Source organism: Carnobacterium sp. GW821-FHT04C06 (assembly GCF_059420345.1).
Genome location: NZ_JBWKTN010000003.1, coordinates 38,976 through 55,120, shown reverse-complemented (window position 1 = coordinate 55,120; position 16,145 = coordinate 38,976). Strand labels below are relative to the sequence as shown.

Here is a 16,145-nt window from a genome sequence, read left to right as displayed (position 1 = left end):
CAATAAAGTAGTAGCGGAATATAAAAACATTAAAGATACAAAAACAAGAAGCCTAGTTTTCAAAGTAAAAGTAAACTCAGAGGCAGTAGCAGGTACGCCAATCGTGAACCAAGCAGTCATTGACGACCATACGAACCCACCAGATAGACCAGAAGTTCCTATAGTTCCGGAAAAACCTGATAAACCAAGAGAAACAAATGTAGGCAAAATAATTACGGAAAAACTTGTGGATAATAAAACCCCAAAAATTGGCGAAATTATCACCTATCGAATTACTGTGAAAAATAGTATTCAAGACAGCACTGTAAAAGAGGTGAGTATAAAAGATCAGTTACCAGTTGGATTAACCTTTATTGAAGGATCTTTAATAAGTGAGACAGACCACTTGTCTAACGTGAAATTAGAATATAAAAATGGAACAATATCAGCTTTTTATCCAGAAATAGCCGATACCAAAGTGCATGTTATTCAATTTAAAACTAGGGTAAATAAAGATGCTGAAAATAAAAAAACTATTACAAATATTGCCAATATAAAAGATGAATCAAAAAAACCACAAAGTCCAAGTGCAGAAATCAAACCACAAAATAAATGGTACGATGGTCTTTTCCCACAAACTGGTGAGAATAATACCATTATCTTTAGTTTTATTGGTAGCTTGATTTCAATAGTAGGAGTGAGTATGGTAGTTACCATTAGAAAAAAAATAAGCAAAAATAATTTAAAAAAATAAGCATTTTAAAAGATTTTAATTAAAAATAAAAAGTAGCTAATCAGGTCATTTTTTTCTATAAAGAAAAAATGACCTGATTTTGTTAAATATTACATTAATACTTGAATTAAACTATAAAAAATATTTTTAAAATATAGTTTGTTACAAAAAAACAATAAAATGTCTCTATCTTTATGAAAACCACTTCGCTATGCTAAAGTTGGTAAATTAAGATTTGCAGATTGAAATTAAAAAAAGGGAGAGTTGGATAGTGAAAAATAAAAAAAGATGGATTCGTAACGTTAGAAATGTAAGCGTTTTGTTTTTATTAGCTAGTAATTTTTCAAATGCACTCATTGCAAAAGGAGAAGATAGCACTCCAATTTCCACCGTATCAAGTGGTCAAGTAAATGAAATCCCCGAAATAAAAGAAGCCCCAACTGCTTCGCATTTTTTCCCAGAAGAACTAAAAAAATGGAATCCAGCAACAGATGCGGATAGTATTCATAACGTCTCAAAAGTCCCTTTAGCTAAGCGAATTAAAAGTGAACAAACCAATAAAGATCAAAGCCTAGATGCTAAAGTTGTGTCATTAGCAATTGCTAATCGTAACACTAGTGGGACGCCATCACAAGGCAGTTCAGATAAAGCAGTCTATAATTTTACTCACTGGCAGTACATTGATACGATGGTTGCTTGGGCAGGATCAGCAGGAGAAGGAATCATTGTCCCACCTAGTGGCGATTTGACAGATTCTGCTCACCGAAATGGCGTGCCAGTTTTAGGAACAGTCTTCTTTCCACCAACAGCTTATGGAGGCAAACCAGAATGGGTAGATCAATTTGTTCAAAAAGCAGCAGATGGTAGTTTTCCAATGGCAGATAAATTACTTGAATTAGCTGATTACTATGGATTTGACGGTTGGTTTATCAATCAAGAAACAGCAAGCAATCCAACAACAGCAAAAGCAATGAAAGAATTCCTAGCGTATCTGCAAGCACATAAAAAACCAGAAATGGATATTATGTGGTATGATTCAATGCTAGAAAATGGCAGTATTTCATGGCAAGGTGCCTTAAACGATCGCAATAAAATGTATTTTCAAAATAACGATAAAAAAGTTTCAGATAATATGTTTTTAGATTTCAACTGGCAATATTCACCAAGTAAGCTAGCTAGCTCTGCCAAAAAAGCGACGGAGCTTACCCGCTCACCCTATGATTTATTTGCCGGAATTGATGTTCAAGCACAAGGATTTAATACAGCAACTAAGCCAAGCTCAATCGTAGTCAACGGCAAACCATTAGTGTCCTTAGGTTTATATTGCCCAGACTGGACATTACGAGATGGCGCTAATTATGATATTCCTACCTACTGGAAGAACGAAGAGAAGTTTTGGGTCAATTCAGCAGGAGATCCTCGTGATACAAGTATGCAGTCAAATGAATGGCAAGGTATTTCACGCTATTACGTGGAGAAATCACCTGTTACAAGTTTGCCTTTTACGACGAATTTTAATGTAGGAAACGGAGATCGTTTTTATCAAAATGGCAATCTAAGTAAGGAAGGAACCTTTAACAATCGCAGTATTCAAGATGTAATGCCAACCTATCGTTGGATTTTGGACAACAAAGGCAATCAATTAAAAGCGGACATTGATTATAGTGATGCTTTTAATGGCGGTTCGTCTATTTCTTTAACAGGTTCAACCATTCCACAAGGTGAAACAACAATGAAGCTATACAAAAGTGAATTGCTCCTAACGGGGAATGAAGTCGCAAAAATTATTTCAAAAGGTCCAGCAGAAATGACCTTGAAACTGAATTTTAAAAATGAGACAGCTCCTGTAACAATCAAGGGAACTACGAACGCAATTGGGTCTTGGACAGAAACTCGTTTTGAGTTGAATCGTTTCCAAAATAAAACGATTGATAAAATCTCTTTAACGATAAACGGAACGACAGAAGCAAGCACTAAAATTAATTTAGGGCAATTTGCTATTCAAGATGAAACCCCATTAGTAGTGAGCCCTGTAGAAAATGCAACGATTGCAGGACAATCAATTGAAGAAGACCTTTATGCAAACCTACGCCTAAAATGGGAATCAAAAGGTGATGCTACTTCAATATATAATATTTACCGTATAAATGAGCAAGGTGAAAGACAGTTTGAAGGATCAACAGCAAATACGGCCTATTATGTAACGAAACAAAAACGTCCTAGTACGAATCAATTAAATTATATTATTGTACCGGTAGATAAGAATCAATTGGAGCATCTGGACCAAGCAAGTCAAGTATTCCTTTGCCTTTACGGACTTACAGGCGCCACAAGCCAGCTTTACAGCAAATAAATCATTTGTAAAAGTTGGTGAAAAAGTGACCTTGACGAGTACCTCTTCTTTGTCAGCAGAAAAATTAGACTGGACAATTGAAGGAGGAACTCCTGACAAGAGTAACGAAAAACAAGTCGAAACAACGTTTAGTAAAGCTGGAAAATATACGATTCAGTTATCGGCAAGCAACCAAGCAGGAAGTACGACAGCAACAAAGGAAAATTATATCACTGTTTACGACGATAGCTTTACTGAACCGATAGTTAATTTGTCTTTAACAGCTATTAATGCAACAGCTTCAGGCTTTACATCTACTAATGAATCACCAAAGCAAGCATTAGATGGCAAACTTCAAACAAAATGGTGTGATAATGGAAACGATCACCCGTGGATGATGGTTGATCTAGGCAAGCTTACGTCCATTATCGGATTTAAGACTGCCCATGCTGAAGCTGGTGGTGAAAATCCAGAATGGAATAGTAGAGATTATGAGATACTTGTTAGCCAAGACAACCAAAATTGGACTCAAGTAGTTCAGCGTGAAAAAAATACTGCAGGTGTAACAGAAGACACGATACCATTAACAGAGGCAAGATATGTAAAACTACAGTTAAATAAAGCAGAACAAACCGGTAAAGTAGCTAGAATTTATGAATTTGAAATTTTAGGCTTTCAAAAAACAGGAATTGAAGTTCTAAACAATTAAGCGACCCAATCAATCTGCGATTCTATAAAATTTACCAAGAAAACCAATAAAAGCGACTTGATCTAAGAAATGAACATTCTTAAATCAAGTCGCTTTTCTATTCTTTTTTATCACTAAATTTCTTAGCCTCTTCTTGTTCTTTTTCTTTAATTTTATGTTGTTTCGCTTTGTTGACGGTTGCATCAAAAACATTTTTACTTTTTAGCTCTTGAAAATTTTCACGATTATGGTATCCACCTGCATCCTTCGTCGACATAAAATCCCTCCTAATTAAATTGCATTGCAAAACTTAGGTAAAGATAAGCTACGCTAAGTATACAACTTCTATCGAAAGAAAGATAACGATATGAAGGTAGAAATAAACTATCAAAAATGTAAGGTCAAATAGAAGAAATGTCACCACAATAAAAGGAAGAAGACCTAAGATATATGGTATTCTTAATATCTAATAAAATAACAGTTTTTTGAAAAGTGGAGGAGTTATAAGAATGTCAGGAACTACATTAAAGTTTATGATGGCCATTTTAATGGTTTTAGATCATATTGGGTATTTTGTTCCCCCAGAAGTTGGAGGGATATTTCATGTCTTAACACGATGTGTAGGTGTTTTCTTTTGTTATATGGCAGTAGAGGGATTTCATTATACAAGGAATCGTAAAAGTTATTTATTACGTTTAACAGGAATGGCCATTTTTATGGAAATCGGCAATCGAGTAATCAATTGGCTCATTCAGAATCCAGCGATTGTAGTTCATAACAATATTTTTCTTACGTTAGCAACAGGAATTGCTATGCTTTATTTAATTAGTTTAGTATCGAAACAATCGTCGGGGTTAAAAAAAAGCTTCTTGATTTTAGCAAGTATTTTGGTATTGGCTCTGGGGATTATTTTTACCGAAGGCGGTATGGTAGAATTACCCTTTATGCTAATTACCTACTTATGTCGCAATAAACCTAAAGTACGAAATGTTCTTTATTTAGTGATGTCAGTAGTATTGTTTAGTATGAGTTTTGTTAGTTATCCAACGTTATATGAGACACTAGATATGCTAGCTTATAATTCAGACTTTATGTTCATTACAGTGTTGCCGTTTATTTATTTATACAATGGCAAACGTGGAATGAACAATTTATTTTCAAAATACTTTTTTTATTTTTTCTACCCTATTCATTTATGGTTGATTGCATTGCTCTCAGCGAACTTGTTGTAGAAAAATAAGGCAGATGTTATAGTAATTAATATAGATAAATAATGAAGGACGTGTTTTAATGAGTTGCCTAGGAAATGCTATTTGGTTTATTTTTGGTGGATTAGTTTCCGGTTTAGGCTGGATTTTAGCGGGATGTTTATGGTCAATTACCATTATTGGCATTCCAATTGGCAAACAGTGTTTTAAACTAGCAGGACTAACCTTCTTTCCTTTTGGAAAAGAAGTTGTCTACGGAGGAAATTCTTTTTCACTAGTGGTGAATATTATTTGGTTGATTATAAGTGGTTTACCATTAGCATTTGCTCATGTAGTTAGCGGTGTGATTTTGTGTATCACGATTGTAGGTATTCCTTTTGGGATGCAAAGTTTTAAACTAGCCAAGTTAGCATTAATGCCATTTGGCGCACAAGTTGTTTACCGTTATTAAAAAAAGCTCTCTTTTTATGGAGAGCTTTTTTTTTATGGGAAAAATTAAGGTTTATGAAGAAAAAATGTTTGGCCATAATTTACGACGAAATCGCGAAATAAGCGTGTAGCAGGTGCTAAATAGTGGTTTTTCAAGGTAGCTGCATAAATAAAGCGATGGTAGCTTGGATTTTTAATCGAAATAATTTTAACCGCGTAATGATCCAATGCTGCTATCCGAGGTAAAATACCAATCCCATGTCCAAAAGCCACAAAACCAGCTAAAGTATGGTCTTCTTCTACCTCGCAAACGATTTTAGGTGAGATATTTACTTCAGCCAACATACTGTCAACAATAGGACGTAACCCACTTTTTTTATTAAAAAAGACAAATGGATAAGGAGCCGTGTCAGCTAAATCAATCTCTTCAAGTTCGGCTAAAGGATGATGAATTGGAACAATTAGTACGACCTCTTCTTCTGCAATTCGTTCAAAATGGATTTGTTCATCAGGAACCACCATAGAGCATAAAGCGATATCAATGGTTTCATTTTTTAAATGAGTTAATAGGTCTTTTGTGTTGCCTTGACTTAATGAAAATGAGATTTGTTGATAGTCTGGGTGAGTCGAAAATTCTTTTAATAAAAGAGGAGCAAAATGAGCACCTAAAGTATAGATAAAAGCTAAATCAATGTGGCCCTTGTCTGGACTAGTTAATTCTTTTAAGGCTTTTTCACCGCGTTCCAATTCATCTAGTGAACGTTCTACATAGGACAAAAAGAAGTCACCGTATTTAGTTAAACGAATGTTACGTCCTTGCTTTTCAAATAAAAAAGTTCCAAGCTCTTTTTCAAGTTCAGCCATAGAATGGCTTAAACTAGGCTGAGTAATCGCTAATAATTCGGCAGCTTGCGTCATATGTTGTGTTCTTGCTAATGTTTTAAAATAATAAAGTTGTTTCAAATTCATGATTTTATCACCTCTCTGTTTTTATTGATAGTTTTATTCTATCAATAAATATAAAAATATGCATTAGATTAATAGAAAATTTCACGTTACAATTTAATTGTGAAATAGAGAGCAATACATCGTTATATTAATGAATTTAACAGGAGGATTTAATAAATGGAAAATTATGAAGCAATTTTTGAACCATTGACAGTTAAACGTATGACACTTAAAAATCGTGTGATTATGCCTCCGATGGGAACCAATTTCGCCAATATGGACGGTTCGTTCAACAATGAACATATTACCTATTATGAACAACGTGCAAAAGGTGGAACAGGCTTGATTACATTAGAGAACGCTTGTATCGACTATCCAATGGGAACTAATGGAACGACGCAGCTCCGAATTGATAATGATCAGTATCTACCTGGCTTATGGAAATTTAATGAAGTCATGCATTCGTATGGTGCTTGTACCTCAGTTCAAATCAATCATGCGGGAGCCTCAGCATATGGTCTACGCTTAGAAGGAAAACAAGCTGTTTCAGCTTCCAATATTCCTTCTAAAAAAGGAAATGCCGTTCCTCGTCCTCTTTTAAAAGAAGAGATTTTAGAAATCGTAAAAAAATATGGTGAAGCAGCCAATCGCGCGCAACGTGCCGGCTTTGACTGTGTTGAAATTCATGCAGGCCATTCTTACTTAGTGAGCCAATTCTTATCGCCACTGTACAATCAACGAACAGATGAATTTGGCGGAAGCCCAGAAAATCGTTCACGCTTTGCCAAATTAATTGTTGAGGAAGTTCGAAGAGCGGTTGGCCCACATTACCCGATTTGTCTCCGTTTTAGTGCGGATGAATTATTAGAAGGTGGAAATACATTAGAAGACACCCTAGATTTATTAACCTATTTTGTAAAAGAGATTGACATTCTAAATGTTTCGGCAGCGTTAAATGACAGCATTCAATATCAAATCGACCAGATGAACTTGGCTGATGGTTGGCGCTCTTATATGGCAAAAGCTGTGAAGGAGAAATTTGGCAAAGTGACGATTACCTCAGGAAATATCCGCAGTCCTAAAATTGCCAATGATATTTTACTTAAAGGCGACGCAGATTTATTAGCAATGGGTCGGGGGTTAATTGCTGAACCTAACTGGGTCAATAAGGTAAAAAATGGCGAAGAACAGTTATTGCGTAAGTGTATTTCTTGCAACATTGGATGTGCGGATCATCGCATTGCCAAATCTCGTCCCTTACGTTGTACGGTTAATCCAGATGTGATTTACGAGGATGCCTACAAAGAGCATCAAGTAAAAAATCATCTGAAGATGGTCGTTATTGGCGGTGGTACTGCAGCTCTTGAAGCAGCTACAACTGCAGCAGAGGTTGGCGTTGAAGTAATATTATTTGAAGCGAAAGCTTATCTAGGAGGCTTAGCACATGAAATCGCTCGCTTACCTGATAAGCGAAGAATTGATGATTATGTTATTTATTTAAAAGAGAGAGCCAAACAATTGCCCAACTTAACGATTCACTTACAGACCAAAGCAACAGTAGAAATGATTGAAAAAATTAAACCGGACATTGTTGTGAATGCAACAGGTGCAAAACCTTTGTTGCCTCCAATCAAAGGCTTGCAAGAACAGCTTGAAAACCCAAATCGTAAGGTATTTTCAATTTTTGATTTACTAAACAATATGGAAAATTTCCAAGAATTTACTGGAAAACGAATTGCTGTTATCGGTGGTGGCGCAGTCGGCTTAGATGTTGTAGAGTATTATGCAGAACGACATGCGGAATCTGTTTCGATTGTTGAAATGCAACCAACATTAGGTAAAGATTTAGATATGATTACACGTATCTCAATGATGGACATTATTCAACGTCATGGAGTGGCTACGTATACTGAAACAGCATTGACACAAGTAAATGAAGCTTCCTTTACAGTAATGCAACAGGGAGAAGAAGTCGATATTCCTTTTGACTTAGGCTTTGTCTGCTTGGGTATGAAGGCAGAGCGTCCATTAATGGAACCTTTAATGTCTTACCAAAAAGAGAGTGGAGCAACAGTTGTTAATCTTGGCGATAGCAAAGTAGCCCGCCGTATATATGAAGGGACAAAAGAGGCTCGCGATATTTTAACAACCGTTCATCAAGTAGACCGAGAAAAGGGTCGTCAATCATTGAAACAATATAGTTACCAATAAACGTTAATAAAAAAGGAGCAACTCAACATGACAGAAAGATTAAACGGACACACCATTTTAATTGGATTAATGGCAACACCAATCAGACACAGCTTATCACCAACTATGCACAACGAAGCATTTGCAAAATTAGGTTTAGATTATGCTTATCTTGCTTTTGAAGTTGGAAACAATCAATTAGCAGATGGCATTCAAGCCATTCGTGCGCTAGGCATGCGCGGTTCAAACATCTCAATGCCGAATAAACAAGCTGTTTTAAGCCATTTGGATAAATTGTCTCCAGCTGCAGAAATGGTGGGAGCCGTTAACACAATCGTCAATGATGATGGGGTTTTAACAGGACATATTACAGATGGAACAGGATTTATGCGTGGTTTACAACAAGCAGATGTCTCGATTATCGGAGAGAAAATGACGATTTGTGGAGCAGGAGGAGCGGCAACGGCTATTTGTATCCAAGCGGCACTGGATGGCGTTAAGGAGTTGGCTATTTTTAATCGTAAAGATGATTTCTACAAAAATGCAGAACGAACCGTTTCAATGATTAATGAAAAAACGGATTGTAAAGCAACTTTATACGATATTAGTGATGAAGAACAACTACGCAAAGAAATTGCGACAAGTGCTATTTTTACAAATGCAACAGGTGTTGGCATGAAACCCTTACAAGAGGAAAGTTTAATTACGGATCCAACAATGTTACGCAAAGAGCTGGTTGTTGCTGACGTTGTCTACGTTCCAAGTGAAACTAAATTATTGAAATTAGCCCAAAAGCAAGGCTGTAAAACGGTAAACGGATTAGGGATGATGCTGTGGCAAGGTGCAGCAGCATTTGAATTATGGACAGGCGAAGAAATGCCTGTTGACTATATTCGTGAGTTGTTATTTAATTAAATTTTTATTGAATAAAAAGGCCTGAATCAGTAGGTTTGGGCTTCTTTTATAAAAGTAGGTATTATCAACTAGAAGTAATAATCATTGTGAAATAATAAACAAATATAAATTAAGGAGATTAATAATGAAAAATAAATATATGCCCACGGCGATTAGTTTGTATATTAACTACTTCGTTCATGGTATGGGTGTTTTAATTTTAGCCCAAAATATGGGAGCATTAGGAAGTCAATGGGGAACAGATGATGCTGGAGTAGCAATTGTGATTTCTTCACTTGGAATTGGACGTTTATTAGTGCTATTTGTTTCAGGAGCATTATCGGATAAATTTGGAAGAAAGCCGTTTGTGTATCTTGGTATGTTGACCTATATCGCCTTTTTTGTCGGAATTTTATTTAGTCCAAGTATTGCAGTCGCGTATTTCTTTGGAATATTAGCTGGGATTGCCAATTCCTTTATGGATTCAGGCACGTATCCAGCGTTAATGGAATCTTTTCCAGAATCACCTGGAACAGCGAATGTTATTATTAAAGCCTTTATTTCAGCAGGTCAATTCGCCTTGCCATTGATTGTAGGATTGCTTATCTCAACAGGAGCTTGGTATGGTTGGTCTTTTGTTATTGCCATTGCTATTTTTGTAGCAAATGCAATCTATCTTTTTAATAAACCCTTTCCAGATCAAAAAGGCAAAGCCGTTAATGAAGAAGCGGAATTGGAAGAAGTTCAAACAGTAGCAGCAAAGCCAGTTAAAAAAGTGAAATTTGCCGTTGAAGGTCTGTGTTTTATTTTATATGGTTATATCTCACAAGCTACCTTCTACCTTGTCAGTCAATGGCTGACGAAATATGGATCAGAAGTTGCAGGAATGGGAGACACTGCCTCTAGAGCGTTAATTAGTTATTACAGTATTGGCTCACTGCTTTGTGTTTTTATAACATCAGCATTAGTTAAAAAAATGTTCAAACCTATTCAATTTTTAGTGATCTATACGTTTATTTCCTTTGTATCCTTATTAATCCTATGGTTATTCCCAACGCCTCTTGTCTGCATGATTGGTGCATTTGTGATTGGATTCAGCGCTGCTGGTGGTGTCATGCAATTAGGTTTAACAGTGATGTCAGAGATGTTCCCAGCAGGTAAAGGGACGGTTACCGGTATTTTCTACACAGCAGGAAGTATTGCGTCCTTTACAATTCCTTTAATTACCGGACAAATGTCTAAAACAAGTGTCGCTAATATTATGTTGTTTGATGTTGGCATTGCCTTAGTTGGATTTTTGCTAGCGATTATTATTTACGTAAGGTATAATAAAGTATTTTCAAAATAAAATGAGTTGTTATTCTAAAAAATGCAACGTAAAGGATGAATTGGAATGAAAACTGTTACGATAAAAAATGTCACATTAGGTAGTGGGGCACCTAAGATTTGTGTTCCAATGGTGGGGAAAACGGTAGCTGAATTACTTGAAGAAGCTAACAACTTACTAGAACTGGATTTAGATATTGTTGAATGGCGTGTTGATTTTTTTGAAGAAGTTGAAAAACTAGCAGAAGTAAAAAAAATAGGCGTTAAAATTAGAGAGATTTTAAAAGAAACACCGATTTTATTTACATTTAGAACAAAAAAAGAAGGCGGCGAACGAGAGGTTCCATCAACTTATTATTTCCAATTAAATGAAATGATGATGGAAAGTGGTTTAGTGGATTTAGTTGATATCGAATTATTTATGGGAGATGCTGAAGTGAAAGCCACTGTTGCTAAAGCACAAAATCATCAAGTGAAAGTTGTGATGTGCAACCATGATTTTGACAAGACGCCTCCAAAAGAAGAAATCATCAACCGACTACGTAAAATGCAAGAACTGGGAGCGGATATTTGTAAGATTGCTGTTATGCCAACGTCAACAGAAGATGTACTAACGTTGTTATCTGCAACCAATACAATGAAAGAGAAGTATGCAGATCGTCCAATCGTCACCATGTCAATGGGAGGCATGGGAGTTGTCAGCCGCATTGCGGGTGAAACTTTTGGTTCTGCTATGACCTTTGGAGCAGCAAAACAAGCATCTGCACCTGGTCAAGTTCCAGTAGCGGAGTTACGTTCAATGTTAAATGTTCTACACGATAGTATTTAATAAAACCAATATCAACTGATAGGAGAGAGAAACCAAGATGCGTAAAAATCCTTATTTTCCAACGGTCATGTCTTTGTATATTAATTATATCTTACAAGGAATGGCGGCCATTATTTTAGCACAAAATATGGTACCATTAATGAAGCAATTTGGTACGACGGCTGCGGGTATGTCTTTGGTAATCTCTTCAATCGGTTTAGGTCGCATTTTGATTTTATACTTTGCTGGACGAATGTCAGATAAATTTGGTCGCAAACGGATTGTTTTAATGGGAATGGCGAGTTATGTTGTTTTTTTTGGAGGTATATTAATCAGCAATTCTATTTGGATTGCAAGTTTTTTTACCTTGTTTGCAGGCTTTGCTAATGCTTTATTGGACACTGGAACTTATCCAGCTTTGATGGAAGCATACCCTGATTCTAGTGGTTTTATGAGTGTTTTAAATAAGGCTTTTATTTCAGCAGGTCAATTTATTTTGCCAATTCTAGTAGGGGGATTATTAACAAATCAATTTTATTATGGCATCAGTTTTATTTTATGTTTAGGAGTGATTTGTGCTAATCTAGTATTTATGTCGCAACAGAAATTTCCAGCTCTTGGAACTGTGGCGAAAGAGAAGCAACAGACTCCTGTTATTCATCTAAACGGAAAACCAAAATTTTGGTTAGAAGGCACTGCGCTTATCTTGTTTGGTTTTACTTCAGTATCGACATTTAATATTATTGTCCTATGGTTGCCACAGTATGCAGAGGAAATTGCCGGAATGGTGAAAAGCAATTCTTTAATGCTGATCAGCCTATACAGCGTTGGATCATTAGTATCTGTTTTTCTGACAGCTTTTATTGTAAAAAAATGGGTGCAACCGATTCTTGTTATTTTAAGCTGCACATTGGCCTCTTTTTTAGTGTTAGTATTTGTTCTCATTTTCCCAACAGAAATAGGTGCGAGTATTGCAGCATTTGGCATTGGGCTATTCTCTTCAGGTGGTATTTGGCAACTGGCATTGACGTTGTTGCTACAGTTATTTCCAAGGAACAAAGGGCGGATGACAAGTTATTATACTTTAATGACTTCATTTTCAGTGATGCTGATTCCTTTGATTACTGGGAATTTGAGTGAAGTAAATATAAAACTTGTCATGATTTTCAATGCAGGTGTCACGTTAGTGGGCTTTTTATTAGCGATACTTGTTTATGTTAGGTACCAAAGATTGCATCGAATAGAAGAAGCTGATGTGCTAGTTGGAAATGAAACAATTGAGTACTGAGTATAAGGCGTATGGGATTTACTGACAATGAAAGTTTATATTGGATTAAGCAACTTGACGAGAACCACTCAAGTTGCTTTTGTTTAGTTAGAAAAGGGGGCGTAGAAACATGGTTCATAAAAAGCATTTTGGTGTGTATGGTGTGGCTTATGCGAATGGACACTTATTATGTATCAAGAAAAAAATAGGTCCATATAAGAATCGATTTGATCTGCCAGGAGGGAGTCAAAAGGAAAGTGAAGGTCTAACAGAAACGTTAGTTAGAGAAATAATGGAAGAGACAGGATACGGTGTGAGTAATTATGGACATTCTAGATGCTATGATGTCTTTGTAGAGGATAATAGTACGGATGACATCATCCATCATATATTCGTGCTTTACACGATCAAAGTAATAAAAAAATATGACAAGCTCCCTGAACTTACCCATGAAACTAATGATTCAGCAGGTCCGATTTGGGTAGAAATTAGCGATTTAACAGCAGAGAATACATCTCCTCTAGTAGCAAGAGTACTAGAAGAGTTAAAAGGTGAGTCGGATGAAACATTATTTGATGTTAAAAAATATAAAAATTGGATAATTAGTAAGGATTAAAAAGTTTAAAAATGAAACTAAAAATTAGTTTTGGTGGTATAAAAAGAGAACCTTTTTACATGCAAATTAACTTCTTTTTTTGACAATTTATTTTTTTAAGTAAAAGGACTATCTTCTCTAATTGTTCTGTGTTAATATGGTGTTTGTTTGAAATGACGCATTTATATTTTATGGAAAGAAGATGAATTGTTTTGCATTCTATTGTTCACTTTATTAAGTCGAATCCATTCTCTAAAAAGCAACCTTACTATGAAACGACAAATTTTATGGCGATTGTTTCGATTATTTTAATTAGCGTGGTTTTACGTGATACAACTGTATACCAAGCCAATCGTTTGTTTTATTATTTAGATATTTTTGCCTGTGGTGTGTTAGTGGCGATTGCCATTAAATTTATTGTGTTTAAATGCTGTAAATCTAATTTAAAATAAAGTTATAAAATCCATTTTATTAAATGGATTTTTTTTATTTAAATAAAAAAGGCCACTCACTAGGAGTGGCCAAAAAGGAGTTGGTTACCTTAACTTTGGAGGAGTATAAGGTAAATGAAAAATAAAAAAGTTGGTTGTTTGTTGGTTGTAAGATAATAATACCCAATAAATATGAAGAAACTATGACCAAAGTTTGCTATTTTTCTTAAGAAAAACTAAAGCTACTTTTATCGATAACTGAAAAAGAAACAAAGCTACAAAAAAAGCTACCTCTCAAAGAGGTAGCTAGGGGGAGTGACTCTTTTCAATAGGGGGAGAAAAGAGTAATAAAAATAAAAAAGATTTAGTTTGGACTACTTAGGTAGTATACCTAGAATAGCTGAAATTAAAATGATAAACACATAATCTTTTTTTATTAAATCAGTGGCAATGCATTTATTTAAAAGCGCTTGCAGATTAATCTTATTCTCATTTTTATGTTATTTAATTATTAGTGTTATGGATGGTATTGTTTATTTTAAAGTGTTTGTTGAGGTGTTTATTAAATTTTATTTATATGATATAGTTTTTAAAAGGGCTTACAATAAATAGGGGGTATTCAAATGAATATTGCATTAATTGCGCATGACCGTAAAAAAAAGCTGATGATTGAATTAACAACGGCTTATCGAGAAATATTAAAAGAGCATACTCTTTATGCAACTGGTACAACTGGTTTGAGAATTATTGAAGAAACTGGATTAGCCGTTCATCGATTTAAATCAGGCCCATTAGGAGGCGACCAACAAATCGGTGCTCTGATTTCAGAAGATAAGATCGATATGGTGATTTTTTTAAGAGATCCATTAGCAGCCCAGCCTCATGAACCTGATGTGACTGCATTAATTCGATTAAGTGACGTTTACGAGATTCCGTTAGCAACCAATATCGGCACTGGAGAAATATTATTAAGAGGTTTGGGAGCAGGATTTGCAGATTGGCGAACGATAACCAATGAGGTTGAAACTAAAATTTTAGACATTTAACAATTAAAAGGCTCAGCTACTATGAATTAGTAACTGAGCCTTTTCCATCAGATAAGATTATTTTTGTAAATAATTAAGAGCGTATCGAACGTGAAATTCTGTTGCTAAAACTAAACTTCGTTCATCAATATCAAAATTTTCATGGTGATGACCATACCAAGTGTCAGGATTTTCAGGATTTCTAGTTCCAACACGTGCGTAGACTCCTTCACTAACGGCTAGAAAATCGGCAAAATCGTCTGCTCCTAAACTTTTAGGGTTATCAGTAATCACATTTTCAGAACCAACCATATCATTCGCAATCTGTTCAGCAAAATGGGTTGCAACAGGGTGATTAATCAAGGGAGCTGCTGCATTATAATTTTCAAAGCTTAAAGAGGTGCGGTGAGCCTTCGCTACGTCAGTTGCAATGCGTTTAACAGCGTCTAATACGAAATGGCGAGTTTCGTGGCTGAAAGTACGGACCGTTCCTTCTAACGAAGCTTCATTTGCGATAATATTGTAGCGAGTGCCAGCATTTAAAACACCAACAGCCACCACCGCGTTGTCTAAGGGGCTGACTTCTCTAGCCACAATACTTTGGAGTTCAACCGTAATAGCTGCAGCTGTTAAGAGCGCGTCTCTTCCTAAATCTGGCCTAGCAGCATGTCCAGATTCTCCTTTAATCGTAAGTTTAAAAATATCACAAGAAGCATTTGTAGCTCCTTTAGTCGTAACAAGTTTGCCAACGTCAACACTTGAATCCAAATGGAGTCCAAAAACTTGATCTACATTTTGAACAAAATTCCCCTCAACAAACTGTCTAGCCCCAGCACCGATTTCTTCGGCTTGTTGAAAAGCGAGTTTAATGGTTCCTGAAAATTCAGATTGGTGACTCTTTAATAATTTCGCAGCGCCAAGTAAAGCGGCGGTATGTCCGTCGTGACCACAAGCATGATTTAAACCTGGATGCACTGATTTATAAGGAACATCTTTTGCATCTGCCAACTCAAGGGCATCAATATCTGCTCGTAACAAAATAGTTTTTCCTTCACCAAGTCCACCTTGAATGGTTCCAAGGACACCGGTCTCACCAACTGATTCATATGGAATCCCAATTTTCGTAAGTTCAGCTTTAATGCGTTTAATGGTTTCAAATTCTTTTAAACTTGCTTCGGGGTGTTGATGGAAATATCGACGTAATGCGATAACTTCAGCAGCACCATTTTTTAATTCAGTTGTTAAGTCTGTTTCAATTAAATTGATTGTCATATTTTTCATCCTTTTTGTGG

At 35.7% G+C, this 16,145-nt stretch carries 16 protein-coding genes; 13 read left to right on the top strand and 3 right to left on the bottom strand.

Annotated elements, in window-relative coordinates:
* The 3 genes from AC07SW_RS05705 to AC07SW_RS05695 all read left to right on the top strand — a co-directional run.
* A partial coding sequence (locus tag AC07SW_RS05705) for an isopeptide-forming domain-containing fimbrial protein (protein WP_494632425.1) occupies positions 1-733 on the top strand: 733 nt, incomplete at its 5' end.
* A 250-nt stretch (positions 734-983) separates the two neighbouring features.
* The gene (locus AC07SW_RS05700) at positions 984-3,065 is read left to right on the top strand and encodes an endo-beta-N-acetylglucosaminidase (RefSeq protein WP_494632424.1); all 2,082 of its coding nucleotides are present in this window, start codon (positions 984-986) and stop codon (positions 3,063-3,065) included.
* Between the two features lie 25 nt (positions 3,066-3,090).
* The gene (locus AC07SW_RS05695) at positions 3,091-3,753 is read left to right on the top strand and encodes a discoidin domain-containing protein (RefSeq protein ID WP_494632423.1); all 663 of its coding nucleotides are present in this window, start codon (positions 3,091-3,093) and stop codon (positions 3,751-3,753) included.
* 97 nt (positions 3,754-3,850) lie between these two features.
* Here AC07SW_RS05695 and AC07SW_RS05690 read toward each other — a convergent pair whose 3' ends face one another.
* Positions 3,851-4,009 carry a hypothetical protein gene (locus AC07SW_RS05690; protein ID WP_494632422.1) on the bottom strand — a complete coding sequence of 53 codons (159 nt, stop codon included), beginning with the start codon at positions 4,007-4,009 and terminating at the stop codon, positions 3,851-3,853.
* 232 nt (positions 4,010-4,241) lie between these two features.
* Between AC07SW_RS05690 and AC07SW_RS05685 the strand changes: the two genes are divergently transcribed.
* Complete coding sequence (locus tag AC07SW_RS05685) at positions 4,242-4,964, top strand: TraX family protein (RefSeq protein ID WP_034571731.1); 723 nt, start codon at positions 4,242-4,244, stop codon at positions 4,962-4,964.
* A gap of 58 nt (positions 4,965-5,022) precedes the next feature.
* Positions 5,023-5,391, top strand: coding sequence for a YccF domain-containing protein (locus AC07SW_RS05680; protein ID WP_034571729.1), 369 nt, complete (start codon positions 5,023-5,025; stop codon positions 5,389-5,391).
* Between the two features lie 44 nt (positions 5,392-5,435).
* Here AC07SW_RS05680 and AC07SW_RS05675 read toward each other — a convergent pair whose 3' ends face one another.
* On the bottom strand, positions 5,436-6,338 hold the full coding sequence (locus AC07SW_RS05675) for a LysR family transcriptional regulator (RefSeq protein ID WP_119907554.1): 903 nt from the start codon (positions 6,336-6,338) through the stop codon (positions 5,436-5,438).
* 156 nt (positions 6,339-6,494) lie between these two features.
* On the opposite strand from AC07SW_RS05675, the gene AC07SW_RS05670 reads away from it, so the two are divergent.
* From AC07SW_RS05670 to mgsA, 8 genes are all read left to right on the top strand, one after another.
* Complete coding sequence (locus tag AC07SW_RS05670; RefSeq protein ID WP_494632420.1) at positions 6,495-8,528, top strand: oxidoreductase; 2,034 nt, start codon at positions 6,495-6,497, stop codon at positions 8,526-8,528.
* A 27-nt stretch (positions 8,529-8,555) separates the two neighbouring features.
* The gene (locus tag AC07SW_RS05665) at positions 8,556-9,422 is read left to right on the top strand and encodes a shikimate dehydrogenase (RefSeq protein ID WP_119907556.1); all 867 of its coding nucleotides are present in this window, start codon (positions 8,556-8,558) and stop codon (positions 9,420-9,422) included.
* A 124-nt stretch (positions 9,423-9,546) separates the two neighbouring features.
* Complete coding sequence (locus AC07SW_RS05660; RefSeq protein ID WP_034571717.1) at positions 9,547-10,749, top strand: MFS transporter; 1,203 nt, start codon at positions 9,547-9,549, stop codon at positions 10,747-10,749.
* A gap of 45 nt (positions 10,750-10,794) precedes the next feature.
* Positions 10,795-11,556: a type I 3-dehydroquinate dehydratase gene (gene aroD, locus AC07SW_RS05655; RefSeq protein WP_135022780.1), complete on the top strand. Its 762-nt coding sequence runs from the start codon at positions 10,795-10,797 to the stop codon at positions 11,554-11,556.
* A 37-nt stretch (positions 11,557-11,593) separates the two neighbouring features.
* Positions 11,594-12,823 carry an MFS transporter gene (locus tag AC07SW_RS05650; RefSeq protein ID WP_135022781.1) on the top strand — a complete coding sequence of 410 codons (1,230 nt, stop codon included), beginning with the start codon at positions 11,594-11,596 and terminating at the stop codon, positions 12,821-12,823.
* A 109-nt stretch (positions 12,824-12,932) separates the two neighbouring features.
* A complete protein-coding gene (locus AC07SW_RS05645; protein ID WP_135022782.1) occupies positions 12,933-13,418 on the top strand; it encodes an NUDIX hydrolase in 486 nt (161 codons plus the stop codon).
* Between the two features lie 191 nt (positions 13,419-13,609).
* Complete coding sequence (locus AC07SW_RS05640) at positions 13,610-13,849, top strand: hypothetical protein (protein ID WP_074402313.1); 240 nt, start codon at positions 13,610-13,612, stop codon at positions 13,847-13,849.
* Positions 13,850-14,451: 602 nt separating this feature from the next.
* On the top strand, positions 14,452-14,874 hold the full coding sequence (gene mgsA / locus AC07SW_RS05635) for a methylglyoxal synthase (protein WP_034571702.1): 423 nt from the start codon (positions 14,452-14,454) through the stop codon (positions 14,872-14,874).
* Positions 14,875-14,931: 57 nt separating this feature from the next.
* Here mgsA and AC07SW_RS05630 read toward each other — a convergent pair whose 3' ends face one another.
* Positions 14,932-16,134 carry an amidohydrolase gene (locus AC07SW_RS05630; protein ID WP_167736643.1) on the bottom strand — a complete coding sequence of 401 codons (1,203 nt, stop codon included), beginning with the start codon at positions 16,132-16,134 and terminating at the stop codon, positions 14,932-14,934.
* Positions 16,135-16,145: the final 11 nt, after the last annotated feature.

Excerpts from the sequence above, each read along its gene's own strand:
- AC07SW_RS05690 (WP_494632422.1), bottom strand. The coding sequence starts at position 4,009 with ATGTCGACGAAGGATGCAGGTGGATACCATAATCGTGAAAATTTTCAA.
- AC07SW_RS05685 (WP_034571731.1), top strand. The coding sequence starts at position 4,242 with ATGTCAGGAACTACATTAAAGTTTATGATGGCCATTTTAATGGTTTTA.
- AC07SW_RS05680 (WP_034571729.1), top strand. The coding sequence starts at position 5,023 with ATGAGTTGCCTAGGAAATGCTATTTGGTTTATTTTTGGTGGATTAGTT.
- AC07SW_RS05675 (WP_119907554.1), bottom strand. The coding sequence starts at position 6,338 with ATGAATTTGAAACAACTTTATTATTTTAAAACATTAGCAAGAACACAA.
- AC07SW_RS05670 (WP_494632420.1), top strand. The coding sequence starts at position 6,495 with ATGGAAAATTATGAAGCAATTTTTGAACCATTGACAGTTAAACGTATG.
- AC07SW_RS05665 (WP_119907556.1), top strand. The coding sequence starts at position 8,556 with ATGACAGAAAGATTAAACGGACACACCATTTTAATTGGATTAATGGCA.
- AC07SW_RS05660 (WP_034571717.1), top strand. The coding sequence starts at position 9,547 with ATGAAAAATAAATATATGCCCACGGCGATTAGTTTGTATATTAACTAC.
- aroD (WP_135022780.1), top strand. The coding sequence starts at position 10,795 with ATGAAAACTGTTACGATAAAAAATGTCACATTAGGTAGTGGGGCACCT.
- AC07SW_RS05650 (WP_135022781.1), top strand. The coding sequence starts at position 11,594 with ATGCGTAAAAATCCTTATTTTCCAACGGTCATGTCTTTGTATATTAAT.
- AC07SW_RS05645 (WP_135022782.1), top strand. The coding sequence starts at position 12,933 with ATGGTTCATAAAAAGCATTTTGGTGTGTATGGTGTGGCTTATGCGAAT.
- mgsA (WP_034571702.1), top strand. The coding sequence starts at position 14,452 with ATGAATATTGCATTAATTGCGCATGACCGTAAAAAAAAGCTGATGATT.
- AC07SW_RS05630 (WP_167736643.1), bottom strand. The coding sequence starts at position 16,134 with ATGAAAAATATGACAATCAATTTAATTGAAACAGACTTAACAACTGAA.